Origin of the sequence: Halonotius pteroides, from assembly GCF_003605635.1 — an archaeon.
Classification (GTDB): domain Archaea; phylum Halobacteriota; class Halobacteria; order Halobacteriales; family Haloferacaceae; genus Halonotius; species Halonotius pteroides.
Genome location: NZ_QMDW01000005.1, coordinates 62,075 through 79,159, shown reverse-complemented (window position 1 = coordinate 79,159; position 17,085 = coordinate 62,075). Strand labels below are relative to the sequence as shown.

Below are 17,085 nucleotides of genomic sequence, written 5' to 3'. Positions count from 1 at the left end.
GTGCCAACAAACAGCTCCAAGCCCACCTCGAGTGATAACACCGACCGCGACCCCGAGACGACGATCAACGTCTGCCTCCACCGGGATACGCATACGCGGTTGACCGCCTACAAGAACGACAACCCCCTGATAGAGAAGTCGTATGACGAAGCGATCAACGAAATTCTTGAAAAAATCGACTTCCCACAGGCTGAAATGATCGAGAACAAGTACCTTCCGTCAATGTCCGACGCACATCCTAGCGACTCAGACTGAGACGAACGACCCACCTACAACACGTTCTTTTTCACGCTGGTTTCCTTTCCCCACTGACGTAGCACGGTATTACGGAGAGCTGGCCGTCGGGCGGCGTTTCGAATTGATCGGGACATCGTTGCGAGGGCCGCTACTGGAGGCTATCGATATCCCACCTGTTTCGGTGCGCGGGGGGCCCCACCGGAACTCGACGGTATCACCGACGTCGATGCCGTTATCGGTGGTCCAGTAGTAGGGGACTTCGAGGACGTATTTCGACTGGCCCCGGTACTCTGTGAGGGGATCCCTGCTTTCGAGTTCAGCGTGGTGGATCACGGTGATCCGCCCCTCCTTGTCGATAAAGATGATATCGATGGGGAAGGCCATGTCCCGCATCACGTAGGTGCGTTCTCGTTCTGTGTCGTGGAGAAAAATCATCCCGTGACCATCTTCGAGGGAGTCAGTATTCGAGAGGCCGGTGTATTGTTCTCGCCATGTGGCGGCGACATTTCCCTCGACGGACGCGAGGTAGTCGCCGCTCTCATCGTAGATGGTCGCAGTCCCGTAATCGGGAGAAGTCAGGTCTGCGTGAACAGTATAGCCGACCCATACGACCATCGGTACGAAAACGACGATGAGGATAGCGATGACCCAGGGGTTCTTGAGACGGTCAACAATTCGCCGAGCGATTGTGTCTTCAGGGAGCAACGGTTGGTTCGTGGGGCCGTACTCTTCTTGCTCCTGATCAAATCCCTGTTCTTGCCTGCGGTCGAGATTTCCATCACAATCTCTTCCGGCGTCCGGGCGTTGGCCGTTGCCGGTCATAGCAAAATCCACGCGAAAACGCTGAACACGTTGCCTCCGATGCTTCCACCGATGAGAGTAAGCCCCATTACGATCCCACGACGGCCGCGAGACTCGGCACGCGAATCGCGGCTGCCGAACGCCCACCACGTCACACCGATGATGAATAAGACGAGGCCAAGGCTGTGGAGGACGATGCTGAGAGCGGTGGCGAGCTGGGAGAGGTTGCTTTCGTGAACGCCGGTCACGGCGCCGTAGGGCCACCCATCCGGGAGGAACTTGCTTCCGAGGATGAACACGAGAACCTCGTAGATGACGTCGATAGCGACGATCGCTATGTAGCCGGCTCCGCCACCGACGGCCATCCCCCGGAAGCGGGCCATCGCTCGAGGACTTTTCGCGTAACCCCACCAGCCGATGATACCGATGACGAGCGCAATGAGGGTTCCGTAGCGCCCGATAATGGTCGCGATTTCGAGGAGTTCGATTGCGGGCTCAGTAAATTCACTAACCTTGCTCATCCTGATTTCCCCTTGCTGGTGCGACGACGCATCCGCACCCACCACACGGCGAAGATCCCGAGGGCGAGCCACTCGACGAAGATGAGAACATTGCTGATTGATGCCGAGATGTATTCCCCGACTGCGCCAACGGCCTCGAAATCGAGGGGTGAGGGCGGCAGGATATAGAGGAGTCGGTCACTCTTGTAGTAGGGGTCGCCGGGTGACCAAAACACGTCGCCGTCGTAGCGAGCGCGGAGAACCGATCCGTCCCACGCGATCTTGGCACGGCCATTATTGTCAGTCGTAACCGTCGATGTCGTTCCGTCATCTTGGGTGACAGTGATTTCCTTATTTTTGATGGAGTTGCCGTCAGTGTCCGTGAGAACGAGGACGCCATCGTGATCCGCGCCGGTAGATGAGACATTAACATCTGTCATCTGGAGGACGGTTGACTCGTATGGTTGGCTATAGACTTCGAGCTGGTCTTCGCCGGAGACTGTCTTCCCGTCGAGTGGAGCACCGAACGGATTCGAGGCGTCGACGGTGACAGCTTCACCTGTGTCGAGGTCACTCGATCTGACGTCGATGACGTGATGTGTGTAGAGGTCGGTCGGCTGATCGTTATCGGGATCGTTGACGTTGGCAGGAAGTGGTGCTCCCGGGAGCGTCGTCGAAACTTGGCTATCGACGGTTTTCGTGTATCCCCATACTTGGTTGTCTTCACCCTTCTGTGGGAAAGCGGCGGTGACGTTGGCGACGCCTGTCTCGTAGCGGTAGATGGCAGGCCAGCGGTCGTTGTGGGTGTGCGTCGCGTTATGAGAGGTTGACCCGCCTCCGGTGAGGACTTCTACCTCGTCGTTGCGGGAGATACCGTAGAACCGCCACGGAGAGGTGAGGTGGATGGTTTTGTTGTCGATATTGACACTGATCCTTCTCCAGGGGTCGCTCGGGAAGTCTTGATTGCCCTTCCACCTCACGGCGAGGCGGTCGTGACCAGCGCCGTCGATGTGAGCGACATCGATCTCGAGATTCGGGGAATCCCAGTCCGTGATGGTGACTGGGACGCTGTATTTCGTCGTGTGAGTGTTCGTGCTCACACTCGTTCGCGACCATTCACTGCATTTCGAGCTGGTGACACCCCACCGAGTTTCGACTTCGCTGGTGACTTCGAGGGTCGCCGTCAGGGTGTATTCCCCTCGAGGATATTCGAGATTCTTACTCGATATAGATTCAATCGCGATCCAGGTTACCTTACCGAATCGGTTCCATTCGGACTCGCCCGTGAATCCGGGACGATCGAGTCGGACGGACGTGACGTTCGCCGTCGAATTGAGGAGATCGTATTCGGCCCACTCGGTCTTCGGGTAGGTGTGAGAGTGTGTACTGTTTCCGTGCGTGTGCGATCTCGTACACGTTGCACTTCGACTGAAATCCGCTGGGGCAACGGCTCGGTGATCATAGGGAACGTACGCACCCCGGGTTGGGGTCGACCCGGAAACGTATCTGTCACGATACCAGGCACCGCCAAAGAGGTCGTTGATGCCGACCCATGACTCGCGGACTGTATTGAAGTCACTCTGCCCCCATTTTCGGGACATACTCGCGCCGCTCGAGGTGGGGTAAAGCTCCCTGCCGTTCATTTTCGGGATGGCGATCCGATCTGAGTCCTGTGCGTACTTCGTGTATTGTTCGGCCGCGTGGAGGTTCCGTGAGATGATGCTCTCGTGCTTGGCCTGGTGAACGAGGGCGTCGTCAGGGTTTGAGACGTAGAGTTCTTCCGCGTCTGGATCCCATTTCACGTCGGCGTTATAGACGGGCCGCCACTCACCGTACTGGTTAGTAGCACGCACGAACCACTCTCCGTCGTTACTTTTTGGCCCGTCGTAGGTGTTCTTCTCATGCACGTTGATGAATTGCGTTTCTGTGTAGAACGGCATGCTGGAGTAGGGTTTCCACTCATCCTGGATGGGAATCGCGTTGTAATCGGAGAGGTCCGTGATGTAGACATCGCTTGTTGTGGAATACCGAAGCGATTGCGAGGGTGACAGTGTAGCCCGCCCGAGGTCGACTGGGTAGGCCGGGTAGTCGTTCTCGAAGTAGCCGGTGTAACTGACATCCGCGGGATCGACATCCACGTCGTTGTTCGCGAGAACACGATAGGTTTCGTCGTAGGTCTTATCGACGCCAGGCTCAGGACTCGGAATGTCATAGATTGGGCCGATACCCGCGGCGTAGACAACGGTGACGGGTGCGATCACGAGGCTGGTCGCTAAGAGGACAGTCACGAGGATGCGGAATCCGTGTGACCAGCCCCGGAAAGCGTTCGCGATGGTCTTCATCCCTACATTATCTGTGGTGGTGAGTTTCGCTGAACACCCGGCGTAGAAGGCGTAGATACGTCCTCTGAGCCTATCGGCCCAACTGTCCTTGTGTGCCGATTCAGTCTCTCCATCCCGACGTGAATCAGCCTGAGAGGACATAGTGGATCAGGCTGATGAAGATCGGGAAGGCGAACCCAATTATCGTGAGGACGAACCCGGTTGTTGCCATCACGAACCCCCGACGGCGGTTGTTGATGGACGGGCTGATGAAGTACGCAATTATGCCGATGACGAGCGTGATAAGACCCGTCCACTTGATTGCGCTCCCGACCCAACCAGGGAGTGTAACTGCGGCCTTTAGATCGGAAATAAGGGTGCTGAGGTCGGGACCGCTCTGGAGTGGGATAACCGACGCCTGCTGTGTGTTGGTATGCAGGAGTGCGTTCGCCGCAGTATCAACGACCGGATATAGGAGGGGACCGTGGCTGTCCCCGACGAGTTCTGATAGTACACGCGTGAACGTGGAGATGGTCCGATACCCTTCGATCGGCACGAGCGGGCCGGTGATTGCTCGAATGTATGGACCTGTAAGATGGGCAACATCGGTACTTGCCGACAGTACTCCACCGACGGGAATGAGCCAGTGGATAAACAGTTCAAGGGCCTCTAGTTGGAGGGGGTTCATGAGATGGTGTTCTGTCGTCGCCAGCGGTGCCGACGACGCTTGGAGTGGCTAATCCGAGGCTATCTGCGACTAAATATTCTCTTTACCCACACCCTCTACATGCGCTACATTCGTCACAGTTGTTGTAGATTTGAAAAGTCCTTAACTGGCTGCTGCTTATGAAGGCCGATGGCAAGTCCTGTTAAACTCCAGTCGCTCACCGGTACGTCGCGTGACGGCTCGCCCCTCCAGGACGAGCGCGAGTCGCCTGCACGTGACGATACGTGCGGGAGTAACCGCATCTGTCCGATGAGCTCCAAACAGGGCCCGTCCTCTAGCTTGGAAATGTGAGCACCCTCCCATGCCTGAAATTCAAGTCGACTGGTACTCTCGGGAAGAAGCTGACCGCCTCCGCGATCTCCGTGATCGGCACGGGATGATATGGCGCGGCGTCCTCCTTGAGGGAGCCAAACACGCAGAAAGTATAGACCTCCTCAAAGCCCTCGTTGAGTTACACCCAGACCTCGCACACTCCCGACCGGGTGACCACGCTGGCGTTTCTGCCGAGCGAACAAGTGTCACCGAGCAACTGCACGAGCAGATTCGCGAACGGCAAAGTGCCCGCTCAACGACCAAGCTCCCACTGTCTGGCTTCACAGATACTGATATGGACGCTAACGCGAACGGCAGTAGTGACGTCGATAGCGAGGGCGACCGTGATGATGGTGAGGCCGAGCACTTTGACGTGAGTGCTGCCGTCGCTCAGGTGCCGGAGAATCGCAACCCCTCCCCCAACCATGTGCAGCGGTCGGTTGCGGCCGAACATACCCGGGAAAGAGATTACCAACGTTGGGATGCTCAGGCGGCACACGCCGAAGGCGGTGAAACAGTTCATCCCGCGGACGCACACGAGGATGTCGAAGATGTGCTTCGACACCCCGGCGACCACGACGAGTGGGATGTCGTCGACCCGCGCTATGATTACGAGGGCTACGCTGACGAATACGACGGTGATTTTCGATGAGTCGATCGTCGAGTCCCTCGGACTACAATACGCGAATCAATATCCGATCCCAAGAGGAGTATGAATGGTTAGACTCCGTTCGGAAAGGTCTCGGGCTGACCTGGCGTGGGATGATGCTGAAAGCCGAACAGCGACTTCTCGCCGCTGAACGAACATGGCCGCCGGCACTCCGATCCCAGCATGTGGTTTCGGCCCCTGCTCAATCGGACGCCGATATCGAAGCGGGACGCGAGACTGAGGCCGATACTAAAGCCGAGGCGGAGAGTGACGGTGACGCCGAGATTGAGGAGGTGGCGAGATGAGCCAGGACGTTCCGGTGGCATCTAACCTTCTCGCCTCGAAGATGTTCGGTGTCTCGGCTCGGAAACTGGCCGAGTCGATGGGGCCGCCACTTGTCATCCCGCTTATTCTCTACACTATTGGCCTCCCGCTACTGGTGACGATCCCGTTAGTGTTCGTCGGATTCCTCGTGGGACTGTTCATCTATAGCCGCACCCCGCCGGGACAGCGCCCCCTGCAATATGCAGCAGCAATGGCACGGCATCTGCGTGGGCGGACGGATTACGTCTGGAAGTCTCCGGAACCTAACAAGAACGATCTCGCGTATCACGAACCTTTCGAGGCGTGGATCACGGGACGCCCAAAGCCAGTCGTCGCCGATGCTGACGGAACTCGTGATGACAGTGACGAGACAGGCGCGGAGACGGAGACAGATGAACCAACGGACTCGGACGACGGCCTTGACGCGGATTGGCCGAACGCGACGTATGGAGGACAAACAAATGACTGAATACGAAGACGCCGGTTCGACGCTGGACCTCATGGATTTCAAGAATGTCCGTGATGGCGGCGTCGTGGAAACGCCTACCACCTATGCGATGGTGATGCAGATACAGCCCCGAGACTGGCTAATTCTCTCTGAAGAACACAAAGAAAGCCTCTATCTATCGTTCTTGACGTTCCTGCGCGGGGTTCAGTTCCCGACACAGATCCTCTCGATGACGACGGCATACGATCCCGAACCCTACCTCAAGCAGTTCGAGGAAGCGGAAAGTATGCTCATCAATTCGGGCGATGATGAGGAAGATGGTGACCCGCTGGACGAGTCTCCGTTGCTCGACTACGGCCGAAAATACCACACGGAGTGGCTCCGGGGCGTCGTCGATGTCGCGGAGATTCGTGACCGCGACTTCTATTTCGCGGTCGCAGTCGCTAAAGACGAGGAGGCCGACGATGGCCTCAAGGCCCAGATTCAGTCGCTGATGCCTAGCGGGAACGATGTCGAGGCCGACAACGAAGCCGAGTGTATCGAGGAAGTGAAGGCCCGCGCCCAGCGCGTGGCGTCGAAGCTTCCCCAGACGCAGGTGAAAGCCGAGATTCTGGACACCCGCCCGGCTGTCCTTGAGGTCCTCTACCAAGTCTATCACGGAGAGAAGCCGCCTATCTCGTTCGAGCAAGGTAGCTTCTCACTCCCGGCCGATAAGGCACAGGAGGTCGCCAACGCAGCCTATACCCCCGAAGAAGCGGCACAGGCCGAGGCAAATGAGAATGGTGACTACGAGTTCAATCGCGCTTCCGACGAACATCCCGAAATCGAACCCGAATTTGATTCCGACCCGCTGGCGGCGGTTGGTGATGGTGGGTACGCACACCCGGATTCCGTCGAGCGCGTCGCAGAATCGCGTATCCTGAGCTGGTACGCTCGGAATATCGGGCCTATTGGACACGGGTCACTCCCGGTCGTCCCGCGAGCGGTCTACGCGGGTGTCTTTCTGGGCCTCCTAAGCCTCATGCTCAGTGTGGGGGCGTTCGGCACGTTCATCTGGTCGATGAACATCGCCGAACGCGGTACGGACATCTACTGGCTGGCTCGGACCGTGTCGTTCGCGACGGCTGCGGCGAGTCTGCCTGGATTCGTGCTGAGTCTTGTCGTATTGTTCCCTTCGGAGCGAAGGACGAAGGGACTCGCAGTGGCTGGCCTCGCGGCGGCAGGCTATGCGCTCACTTTGTTCCTTGGGGCGTATCCCCAAGACTGGGACTCGAATCCCGCCGTGACAACGTTCACGCTTGAGGTGTATGCGGTGGGTATCTTCGCGCTGCTCATCGCTGTCGTCCTCGCGGTACGTTCGAGACAAAAGGTGGACCTCTCGAACCTAGTAGTCGCCCCTGACCCCGACGCGTCTGATGTGGCGACCGACGGTGGGGGCGCAGGCGTTCCCTTCAGCCCCGTCGACGACACTGACGATGAAGACGCCGGCGTCGACCTTGATAGGTGTCGTGACCCTGGTATCGGTGTTGCCGAGGTCGACACCGACGGTGTCGATATAGAGGGCCTGGATGCCGATACTGGCGCTGACACGGACCCCGGGACGACTGAAAATGAATCTGAGGCTACAAAATGAACCCCCTCGAGAAACTCCTCGGAAAGAACGAACCCGAGGAAGACGAGCCTGAACGTATTCCGATCGACGATCTCTCCGGCAAGGAAACCCAGGTCGCACTCGAATACCTGGAACTCCTCGATCGGGAAGCCACCCGGAAGAACATCGAGTGGGCGGCCTACCAGCTTCAGGCGGAAGAAGTCCCGCTCGTCTCCCCTATCGAGTCCCTCGAAGAGCGAGAGACGCTTGACAAGAAGCTGGTCGCGCCGCGAGCAATGGAGCGCCACCCTGAGTTCCAAGTCCGTGAAGAGAAGGTCACGCAAATCATGACCGTCACGGCCTTCCCTCGGAAAGTCAACCTTGGGTGGCTCGTACCGCTTACTATCGCGGACGTAAACCTCCGCCTCTCGCTACATATCACGCCACGAGACCCAGCAAAGACACGTAAACAACTCCAGCGCCGCTACACGCAGACCACGACGGCACTCACGCTCAAGTCCCGAAAGGGTCGGACGGACACCCACCAGGAGGAATTGGAGCGCGAGGACCTCCTACGGATTCTTCAAGACGTGATTCGCGGGACAACGAAGGTCTTTGACATCGCCATCTACATGGAACTCGTCGCGGACTCGCACGAGGAACTTGATGAAATGCGCGAGCGCGTTGACACCATTCTCGCAGAACAGGATGTCGAGACGACGGTACTGCACCATCAACAGATCGAGGGTAATGGGACTATTGTCCCTCTCGCGACGGACACGATCAAGAACGTCCACCCCATCCAGCTCGAGGCGCTCGGGACGCTGTTCAACCTCGTCGAGCCGCCGATCTACGACGAAGACGGCATCATGATGGGCTTCGACGACACATCGCGTCCAGTAATCCTCGATCGCTATGCCCACTCCGGATTCGGGATGACCATCTCGGGGAAAACTGGCTCTGGGAAGTCCTACGCTAGGAAACTCGAAATCTACCGCCGACTGCTGACCGACCCCACGGTGCAGTGCATCCTGTTCGACCCGGCGGGTGACGACTATCCACACTTCGCAAAGAAACTGGGTGGCGAGGTCATCCGCTTTGGTGGGTCGCAGAAAGTAAATCCGATGGATATCTCAGCACCCACGGGCGAGATTGGTGCGTCCGAGGATACCTACCCGCTCACGGTGCGTTCCGTGGTAGAGATGCTGAACACCCACTACGAAGACCGTGGCGGGCTCCCTGCTGCGGAAGAGGGTATGCTCATCCAAGCGACGCACTACGCCTACCTCTCGAAGGGCATCATTCTTGGCGAGTACGACACCTACGCGAATGAATCACCCATCATCGACGATCTCATCCAGGGTGTGAAAATCATCACAGAAGGTGGTTTCATGGAGGCGCTCGAATCGGACCTCGTCGACGAGGCGGTGTTCGAGCACTTCCAGGAGTTGGACATCCTCGACGAGGACGGCAACCCAGTCACGGAGACGCACATTTCTGTGCCGATGGCAGTGTTCACGCCCTCGAAGAAGCACCAGGAGGTTGCGAAGGCGCTGGAACCGAAGTTCGAGTCGTTCAAGCCAGGTGGTATCAACGCGAACCTGAACGGCCAAACGAACCTCGAACTGAACTCGCGTCTCGTCGTGATGGACATGAGTTCGTTTGCCGACACAGGCGAGATGCCGCTGATCCTCCATGCGATGCTCCAGTGGGCGTACCTCGAGGCCAAACGGTCGCCAGATCGCTTCGACGTGACCTTTGATGAGGCCCACTACCTCCTGGGGCGTGAATCGACGCGGGATCTCATCAACCTCTTCATCAGGCACGCACGCCACTACGACGCGGGCCTCACCCTGATGAGTCAGACGGCTCACGAGTTTATGCGGACGGACGCTCGTCGCGAAATCTATGAGAACTGTGACATCAAGCTCCTGTTCTACGCACAGTCTGTTTCGGACGCGACAAAGGAGTACTTCGATCTTTCCCCGGCCGAGGTGAAGTACCTCCAATCGGCTCCACGTGGACAGGATTCCGGGTACTCCGGATGTCTGTTGTCGACGACAAAGCACGGGCGACGCCGTCTTGAGATCCACTCCGGTGACTTCGAGCACTACATGATCGACGACGACCTCGACCCGTGGGACTACATCGAGGAAATCGAGGGATCGATGCGTCCCGATGACGCTGATCCCAATACGGAGCCCGATCTCGAGATGTCGGAAATGCCTCCGGTGTCGACTCGAGAGCTGGACATGGAACTGTCGAGTGAGCTCGCAGAAGACAGAACGTCGCAGGAGCAGTCCGAGAGTATCGCTGACGACGACACGACGAACCCCTTGACATCCGGCTCTGGTGATCGTTAATGGCGATACCGGTCGAACCGCTCCTGCTAATGACGTTCGTCCCCCTCCAACTCGGGCTGGGTGACATTCCTGAGGCGATAGCGGAGGCGCTCTTTGGGTGGATCGCGGACACGGCTGACGCGATTGCGACCGAACTATCGACGGCACTGACGGACGAACTCATCAAGGGTCTGCTGAAGGTCCCGAACCCGTATGAATCAGCGACAGCGGGCAACGCGTGGACCGGAATGTTCGAGATATCACTTGTCTTGCTTCCGATAATGATCGCGCTCGCGCTCATCGCGTGGCCGTTCAGCGAAGATCGTGAATCCGGGTTGTTGGATCTTGTCGTCCGTGTCGTGATGATCTTGCTGTTTATTGGCATCTCCCAGCCTGCATGGGGGTTCGCGATTGATGCGACAAACGCTGTAACGGTTGCCATCTTGAACCTTGACCCGGGTAGTGGTGTCAATTACGGGTACGAGAACGGGCTTGTTGGAGCCTCCACCACATTCGGTGTGTGGGTGCTGAAGTTCATCGTCTCGATAGTCGCCGCGATTCTCGCAATCCTGGCACTGTTACTGTCGATATTCTTCCTGCTTCTGCGCTGGTTCATGATCTGGATGGCCTACATCGGAACTCCGTTCTTCGCGGTTGTCTGGTTCGCAGGGCGCGGCCCGCTGAAGTCCGTCGGCAGCGTCGGCGCGACGTTCATGCGGATGGGTGTGTTTTCCCTGTTAGCCGGGCCGGTAATCGCCGTGATTGTGCTGACGTTCCAGGTCATTGAGCATGGCGCGATTCTCCAGACCGCAAAGAGTGGCATTATTGGGAACATCGGCCTTGTGTTCGCCGAACTTGCGCTAATGCTTCTCTTCCCAGTCTTGCTGATCGTGACGATCTGGAAGCTCATTTCGTGGGCCGGCCAGCCCATCGGGGCTGGTGAAGCCGCTTCGGTCGCGACGTTGGCTGTCACGGCGGCTGTCGGTGGCGCCGTTGTCGGTGCAGCAGGCGGTGGTGCATCCGCGGCCGGCAGTGCAGCAGGCGGTAGCGGCGGTAGTGGCGCGGCGGCCGGTGGAACTGCTGGTGGTGCATCGAGTGGTAGCGCGTCTGCGTCTGCCTCGAGTGCAGGTGCCGGAGGCGCCGGAAGTGCGAACGTGGGTGCAGGTGGGTCGGGATTAGCAAGTCGGATGACGACCCGGGCGAAGGGTGCGGTAGGAAAAGCGAAGAACGTCGCGGGCAAGCAAGCAGCCCAGCGTTCCAGATATGCCGGGACAACCCAGAAGCTCAATAAGGCGAAGTCCTCCCTGAACGAGGCGCAACAGGGTGAACAGGCCGCCGGTTCGCAGGCCAAGTTCATTCAGAACTCGATGGCGTCACGCGACATGGATATGGCCGAGGCGAATGAGCAGGGGTTCCTCGACGCCGAGCCCGTCGAAGGACAGACGCCGAAATTCAAGACCGACCCCGACACGAATGACGTGAAGATGAGCTACGTGGGCACGGACGGGGCTCCTCGCGCCGTCAACCTCACACAGAAGTACAAGTCTGCGAAGGCCGAGCAGCGCGATGCCGGTCAGCGTGTCGAGGAAGCACAGTCGCAGGTTGACGCGACGTCGGTCCGGAAGCGTCGAGTCGACAGGGGTAAGACTGTGGGCAAAGCTGGCGTCAAAGCCGGGGCGTTCACGACGAGGACCGGCGTGGCCGCAATGACTGGTGGTGTCGGTGGGAACTCGTATCTCGCACACTCTATGGGTCGTCGGTCATCCCAGCCGATGATCACTTCGGAGTTTGGCCGAGCATCTGGCGGGAAGGCGTCCACGCCCGACGAAATGGGTAATGAAGGCAACAACGACGACGGTGGAGGGCTCTAGCTTTAGCCCACCGCTGGTTGTTTTGGAATAGGCGTGTAGGACGTAAGCGAATCTCTCTTCGTGTTCGCATCGTTCGGGGGTCTCAGACCCGTGTAAGCGGCCTGCTGACGATCTGCTGACCGCACGCAGGCTTATATACCACCACAGGATATAATACGTGAGTCACTCTGTTCGACTGTGAATTTCACGCGGTTCACAGGTGTCTTCACTCGAAAAACGACGAATCAAGAATCGACCACCCCACCCAAACAAAGCAAGACATCGCCGAGATCAACACATGTCACTATCCGCTGCCACAACAGCCTACATCGCTGCCGACGTCGTCTACGGACTCGTCCGCAAGCGTGACGGATTCCCCACTTACGGTCGGCGTGGCCGTCTCATCGAAGCCTCGCTCATCGCGGCTGTGGTAATGGGCTGGGCGTGGGCGGTCGCACCACTCGTTCTTGATCCCTTTTGGACGGGCGTCGCGGGACTTGCGGTGTACGGCCTGCTGTTCATCCCCGGTTTCGCCGCTCTCTGGCTCCTCAAGCGACCGCTATACCTCCCGCTCGGAGTGAGTGGACTGCTGTTTTTTGTCATAGCACTCTTGCTCGTTGGGGTGAACGCTTTCCTCCCGAGCACGCCCGGCGACGCCTACTCGGACGCGCTCACGGTTCCGCTTATTACGGGGAATCTACTCGCCGTCATCGCCGGAACGTACGTTGCGACCACGCTGACGGACAAGCGGCGAAACGACCAGGAGAATGAGCGTGAGCGAGCACGAATCCCCTCCGGTCCAACTTCTCCCTCCTCGACCCGGAACACAAACACGGACAGGGACCCCAGTCCAAGCAGTCATGAGGCGAACGATGCTGTCGTCGCCGAGGATGTGTCCACTGACGGGACGCCGGGAACTCATTCCTTGACCGGGAGTAGCCCGTCCGAGGTACAGTTACGGAACTTGACGTACGACTGGCAGCACTCACCGCAGCGATTCAGCGACATCGGCGGCTACGATGAGGTGAAGGCCGATCTCGAACGCCGTGTCCTTGAGCCCCTCCTGGCGCATCGCGATGGGGATGACCGCTTCTCGCGGTTCAGTGTCGAACCTGAGAGCGGTATCATGCTGTATGGCCCGCCGGGGACGGGGAAAACGCTGTTTGCGCGGGCACTCGCTGGCGAACTCACCGTCCCGTTCGTCGAGCTCTCCCCGGCGGACGTGACGTCGATGTGGATCAACGAGAGCAGCGACCGGGTGAAGACGCTGTTCGACGAGGCGAAACAACTCGGGCAGTGCGTCATCTTCCTCGACGAGGCCGAGCATCTGTTCGGGGCTCGAGAATACTCGGGGAAGGGATCGCATGCTGAGGACCGGAAGGTGACCAGCGAATTCCTTGCCCAGCTCACTCACGAGGGGCGTGAGGCTATCATCGTTGCGGCGACGAACCGCCCGGGGGACATCGACCCAGCAATCCTTCGACCGGGACGGTTAGCTGCACACTTCGAGATCGGCCTCCCGGACGAAGAGGCCCGTGCTGCCATCCTCCGGACGCATTTGAGCGATGTGCCGTCATCGCTCTCGGATGATGAGTTTGCGAATCTCGCGACACACACAGCCGGAATGACGGGTGCGGATCTTGCCGACCTCGTCGCAGAGGCTCGTCGGATCGCAGCAGACCGAGATGCTCGCGTCTTGACGCGCGAGGACTTCCCGTCGACCGAGGACCTCCAGGTAATAGCGACAAGGCTGGAACCCAAGACGGACGACCTCCCCGTCGACGACGCCGAAAATGACGAGGAGCCCCCTCGAGATCCGGATGTCGCCGTCCGGTCGAAGGCAGATGATGACGGCGGGTCCGACGACTCGCCGATCGGCTACCAGTAGAAGCGCTTCTCACCCATCGGTCCTCTCCATTCCATCCTGTACTGACTGGACCTCACAGCGCGAACGGGACATCGCTAATTTTCCTACGTTACGATTTGTATTGTAGCCGCTCAGATTGTTACGTAGGACAATAATGACGCATCCATCCCCTCGCGGTGCTGTGCCTCGGGCGGTTACGGTAGAGGGGCGGTCTGTTCTCGACTTCGAGACGATAGTCGAGGGTGTGACACCCCGCTATCGAAGTGTATTCTGCATCTACATTCACACCTCCATCTGTGTCTGGGCGTTGTTTCAGTTGGTGGCGACACGCCGGTGATGTGACTTGTTGTAGAGTGGCGGAATTTCGGGGGTATCGGCCCAGAAAACGACGCTGAAACCGAATTAGCTGGATTTCTTTATACTACCAGAAAGCGTAGTTCAGGCCGTAGATCACATGAGCACCCTCCGAGAAGACGCGCAGTCACTCCATGAGCAGTTGGTCCCCCATCTGCCGGATGACTGCGCTGATGAGTATGACGTCGACGCGCTCGAGACGCTCTTTGACTCCTACGTCAACACGTACCGAGTACCGAGGACCCAGGCGTTCGAGAGTGTTCGAGGCCACGTTCTCAAAGAGGCGGGAATCGACACCGACGCGTTCTGGGCGGCTCAACGCGACGGCGAACGGGGAACGACCGACGATCCTCTCCCTCTTGCTGAGTGTACCACGGATAACGAGTGGGTCACAATCCGCGCGAAGGTCGTCGAACTATGGGAACCGCAGCACGAGTCTATTCACCAAGTCGGACTCATCAGCGATGAGAGCGGACGGCTCAAGTTTACCGCGTGGGCAAAGTCGGACCCACCAGACATCGAGGAAGACACGACATACACGTTCAAAGACGTCGTGGTTGAGGAGTACGAAGGTTCCTACTCGGTAAAAATCAACTCGCGTAGCGAGATTATTGAGCACGCGCATGATAGCGAGGAAGCCGTGACAGATGTCGGGACGATGACCACGACGCAAGAAGGATTCTTCGTCGCGATCCAGGGGCAGTCTGGACTCATCAAGCGATGTTCGGCTTCCGATTGCACTCGCGTCGTCACGGGCGGTGAGTGCAGCGAACACGGGGCCGCCGACGGCGAGTTCGACCTGCGTATCAAAGCGGTCATCGACGATGGGCGTACTGCCCAGGAGTGTCTGTTCACTCGCGGCGTCACCGAGGAGATCACGGAGATCGACCTGGAGGAGGCCAAGAAGATGGCGGCCGACACGCTGGATTTCACTGTCGTCTCCGACCGCTTCACCGACCTTCTGATCGGGCGGCGTTTCACTGTTGAAGGCCCGCTGCTCGGGCGGTATCTGCTCGTCGACGAGGTCGGAGAGACACCGGAGAGAGCATTCTCGGAAGGCTACCAGGAGGCCGTCGTGGAATTGCTCGCAGAACACAACTACGATGGGCCGGGGCTCACGGCTGCGTCCATCGAAGATCTCCCGCGTTCGTACGATGTACAGGCGGGCGGTGTGGGAGGCGACTGAAAGCATGGCAACAAGCGACTCTCAAACACGGCAGGGGGCGACCGTCCCAGACCGCGAGGTGGCGAAGCACGTCTTTGCCGCCGAGCTGAACGAAGCGACCTACACGTTCAAGACCTCGCAAGACGAGCGTGCCCCGGTTTATCTTGCCCTCCCCACCGGGGAGCGAGCGAATCGGGTGTGTGTTATGGGAACGGTCACGGACGTCGAGGATGTTGGAACCGACGATCAAGAGTACCTCCGAGTGCGTGTCGTCGACCCAACCGGGACGTTCTGGGTGTACGCCGGGCAGTACCAGCATGAGGCGCTCAAGAAGTTGAAGAAGATTCAGCCTCCCGAGTTCCTCACGGTCATCGGCAAGCCCCGGACGTACAAGACCGACGATGGAACGATTAACGTTTCACTCGTTCCCGAGGACGTCGGTATCGTCGATGTCAAGACGCGCAACAGCTGGGTATTCGAGGCGGCGCGGCGAACACTCGAGCGCGTCGGATCGGCACGGGAGACCTCACCGAAGGTGGCCGCACTCGCTCGCGAACAGTACGGCCACGATGGGTCGTACTTCGCGCATGTCGCGGCGTTTGCGCTCCAAAACCTCCTCGATGGTGACGACTCGGCGGCGAACCTCGACGAAGAGACGATTGAGGAGCGCCTCGAGGAGGCCGAAGCCAAGGGTTACGACGTCGACGGCAAAAAACCTGAACAGGAATCGAAATGACGCCCGGGTCGAGAGACTGTCCCTCCACGAACGAGGACTCGACCGCCGACACGTCGGGAAAGGACTAACGAGCGATGTTCGGGCGTAGTTCTGGAATCAACTCGAAATATGACGATCCCAGCACCTACGACAGAACGTACCCACCGGACTGGGACGCCCGCCGGAAAGCCGTCTACGAACGCGACAACTACACGTGCCAGGATTGTGGATTGCGGAGTGGGCCCCACGCTGGCGACAGCGGGGCGATTCTCCACGCGCACCACCTGACCTCACTCCGCGACGGTGGGTGGAACCACTTGGGGAATCTCGTGACGGTCTGTCAGTACTGTCACGACGGGATCCACGGCCACCCGACTGGGAGCCAGTACGGTGCCGGCGAACATAATGCCTTACGGGTCCTTCGAGTGGTCGGTCGGGCAGTCGTACGCGGTCTCAGATGGGTAATCCGGTAGTCATGGACGTGCCGCTCCTCGTCGAGTCGGGCGAATTGGCGATGGAGGGTATCGGCGACGTTCTTCCTGTTCTGGCGGAACAGCCCATCCTGACCGCCGAGGAGGCGGTCGGAGAGGCCGGACTCGCTGGCGTCGGCGACGACGAGGTGCGGGAAACGGTCGCTGAAGTTGTTGAGCGCAACGCCGAACAAGCCGAGGAAGAGGGTATGGGTGTGTTTTCGGTGCTCATAGGCGAGGCGATGGGCGCCTTGCGAGGTAAGGCCGACGGCGAGCAGGTGAGGAGATTTCGAAGCGGGCGTGGACTCGTCGCTTCAGTTCACAGAGCGAATACTGGCTCTTCTCATCACCAGTCGATCATTATCTGATTGGAACGGAGACGCCCGGATGTGAGATAAGAAAGGCACGGCAT

General features: G+C 58.8%; 15 protein-coding genes and 1 pseudogene. 12 read left to right on the top strand and 4 right to left on the bottom strand.

The window, feature by feature from the left end; all coding sequences use genetic code 11:
• Positions 1 to 255, top strand: a complete 255-nt coding sequence (locus tag DP106_RS04870) for a hypothetical protein (RefSeq protein WP_120083791.1) — start codon at positions 1 to 3, stop codon at positions 253 to 255.
• A 69-nt stretch (positions 256 to 324) separates the two neighbouring features.
• Here DP106_RS04870 and DP106_RS04865 read toward each other — a convergent pair whose 3' ends face one another.
• The 4 genes from DP106_RS04865 to DP106_RS04850 form a co-directional block, all read right to left on the bottom strand.
• Entirely contained in the window at positions 325 to 1,059 is a 735-nt protein-coding gene (locus tag DP106_RS04865) for a DUF192 domain-containing protein (protein WP_120083790.1), read from the bottom strand.
• Entirely contained in the window at positions 1,056 to 1,559 is a 504-nt protein-coding gene (locus tag DP106_RS04860; protein ID WP_112077719.1) for a hypothetical protein, read from the bottom strand. The genes DP106_RS04865 and DP106_RS04860 overlap by 4 nt, the downstream gene beginning before the upstream one ends.
• Complete coding sequence (locus DP106_RS16050) at positions 1,556 to 3,880, bottom strand: Ig-like domain-containing protein (protein ID WP_205738882.1); 2,325 nt, start codon at positions 3,878 to 3,880, stop codon at positions 1,556 to 1,558. Before DP106_RS16050 ends, DP106_RS04860 begins: the two co-directional genes overlap by 4 nt.
• Before the next feature lie 124 nt (positions 3,881 to 4,004).
• Positions 4,005 to 4,547, bottom strand: coding sequence for a hypothetical protein (locus tag DP106_RS04850; RefSeq protein WP_120083789.1), 543 nt, complete (start codon positions 4,545 to 4,547; stop codon positions 4,005 to 4,007).
• A gap of 340 nt (positions 4,548 to 4,887) precedes the next feature.
• Here DP106_RS04850 and DP106_RS04845 point away from each other — a divergent pair, with 340 nt between their 5' ends.
• The 11 genes and pseudogenes from DP106_RS04845 to DP106_RS04795 form a co-directional block, all read left to right on the top strand.
• Complete coding sequence (locus DP106_RS04845) at positions 4,888 to 5,550, top strand: hypothetical protein (RefSeq protein WP_120083788.1); 663 nt, start codon at positions 4,888 to 4,890, stop codon at positions 5,548 to 5,550.
• A complete protein-coding gene (locus DP106_RS04840; RefSeq protein ID WP_120083787.1) occupies positions 5,547 to 5,852 on the top strand; it encodes a hypothetical protein in 306 nt (101 codons plus the stop codon). Before DP106_RS04845 ends, DP106_RS04840 begins: the two co-directional genes overlap by 4 nt.
• On the top strand, positions 5,849 to 6,340 hold the full coding sequence (locus DP106_RS04835; protein ID WP_120083785.1) for a hypothetical protein: 492 nt from the start codon (positions 5,849 to 5,851) through the stop codon (positions 6,338 to 6,340). The genes DP106_RS04840 and DP106_RS04835 overlap by 4 nt, the downstream gene beginning before the upstream one ends.
• Positions 6,333 to 7,952, top strand: a complete 1,620-nt coding sequence (locus DP106_RS04830; protein WP_133305099.1) for a DUF7139 domain-containing protein — start codon at positions 6,333 to 6,335, stop codon at positions 7,950 to 7,952. Before DP106_RS04835 ends, DP106_RS04830 begins: the two co-directional genes overlap by 8 nt.
• On the top strand, positions 7,949 to 10,273 hold the full coding sequence (locus DP106_RS04825; RefSeq protein WP_120083783.1) for a VirB4 family type IV secretion system protein: 2,325 nt from the start codon (positions 7,949 to 7,951) through the stop codon (positions 10,271 to 10,273). Before DP106_RS04830 ends, DP106_RS04825 begins: the two co-directional genes overlap by 4 nt.
• Complete coding sequence (locus tag DP106_RS04820) at positions 10,273 to 12,123, top strand: hypothetical protein (protein WP_120083782.1); 1,851 nt, start codon at positions 10,273 to 10,275, stop codon at positions 12,121 to 12,123. The genes DP106_RS04825 and DP106_RS04820 overlap by 1 nt, the downstream gene beginning before the upstream one ends.
• A 277-nt stretch (positions 12,124 to 12,400) precedes the next feature.
• Positions 12,401 to 13,990 (top strand): ATP-binding protein, encoded by a 1,590-nt coding sequence (locus tag DP106_RS04815; RefSeq protein WP_120083780.1) that lies wholly within the window; start codon positions 12,401 to 12,403, stop codon positions 13,988 to 13,990.
• A 433-nt stretch (positions 13,991 to 14,423) separates the two neighbouring features.
• On the top strand, positions 14,424 to 15,509 hold the full coding sequence (locus DP106_RS04810) for a replication factor A (RefSeq protein WP_120083779.1): 1,086 nt from the start codon (positions 14,424 to 14,426) through the stop codon (positions 15,507 to 15,509).
• Between the two features lie 4 nt (positions 15,510 to 15,513).
• Complete coding sequence (locus tag DP106_RS04805) at positions 15,514 to 16,224, top strand: DNA-binding protein (protein WP_120083777.1); 711 nt, start codon at positions 15,514 to 15,516, stop codon at positions 16,222 to 16,224.
• Positions 16,225 to 16,298: 74 nt separating this feature from the next.
• Entirely contained in the window at positions 16,299 to 16,676 is a 378-nt protein-coding gene (locus tag DP106_RS04800) for an HNH endonuclease (protein WP_120083776.1), read from the top strand.
• Positions 16,677 to 16,693: 17 nt separating this feature from the next.
• Positions 16,694 to 17,041 (top strand): annotated as a pseudogene (locus DP106_RS04795) (hypothetical protein); the annotation flags it as partial.
• Positions 17,042 to 17,085: the final 44 nt, after the last annotated feature.

Excerpts from the sequence above, each read along its gene's own strand:
- DP106_RS04865 (WP_120083790.1), bottom strand. The coding sequence starts at position 1,059 with ATGACCGGCAACGGCCAACGCCCGGACGCCGGAAGAGATTGTGATGGA.
- DP106_RS04860 (WP_112077719.1), bottom strand. The coding sequence starts at position 1,559 with ATGAGCAAGGTTAGTGAATTTACTGAGCCCGCAATCGAACTCCTCGAA.
- DP106_RS16050 (WP_205738882.1), bottom strand. The coding sequence starts at position 3,880 with ATGAAGACCATCGCGAACGCTTTCCGGGGCTGGTCACACGGATTCCGC.
- DP106_RS04850 (WP_120083789.1), bottom strand. The coding sequence starts at position 4,547 with ATGAACCCCCTCCAACTAGAGGCCCTTGAACTGTTTATCCACTGGCTC.
- DP106_RS04845 (WP_120083788.1), top strand. The coding sequence starts at position 4,888 with ATGCCTGAAATTCAAGTCGACTGGTACTCTCGGGAAGAAGCTGACCGC.
- DP106_RS04840 (WP_120083787.1), top strand. The coding sequence starts at position 5,547 with ATGAGTCGATCGTCGAGTCCCTCGGACTACAATACGCGAATCAATATC.
- DP106_RS04835 (WP_120083785.1), top strand. The coding sequence starts at position 5,849 with ATGAGCCAGGACGTTCCGGTGGCATCTAACCTTCTCGCCTCGAAGATG.
- DP106_RS04830 (WP_133305099.1), top strand. The coding sequence starts at position 6,333 with ATGACTGAATACGAAGACGCCGGTTCGACGCTGGACCTCATGGATTTC.
- DP106_RS04825 (WP_120083783.1), top strand. The coding sequence starts at position 7,949 with ATGAACCCCCTCGAGAAACTCCTCGGAAAGAACGAACCCGAGGAAGAC.
- DP106_RS04820 (WP_120083782.1), top strand. The coding sequence starts at position 10,273 with ATGGCGATACCGGTCGAACCGCTCCTGCTAATGACGTTCGTCCCCCTC.
- DP106_RS04815 (WP_120083780.1), top strand. The coding sequence starts at position 12,401 with ATGTCACTATCCGCTGCCACAACAGCCTACATCGCTGCCGACGTCGTC.
- DP106_RS04810 (WP_120083779.1), top strand. The coding sequence starts at position 14,424 with ATGAGCACCCTCCGAGAAGACGCGCAGTCACTCCATGAGCAGTTGGTC.
- DP106_RS04805 (WP_120083777.1), top strand. The coding sequence starts at position 15,514 with ATGGCAACAAGCGACTCTCAAACACGGCAGGGGGCGACCGTCCCAGAC.
- DP106_RS04800 (WP_120083776.1), top strand. The coding sequence starts at position 16,299 with ATGTTCGGGCGTAGTTCTGGAATCAACTCGAAATATGACGATCCCAGC.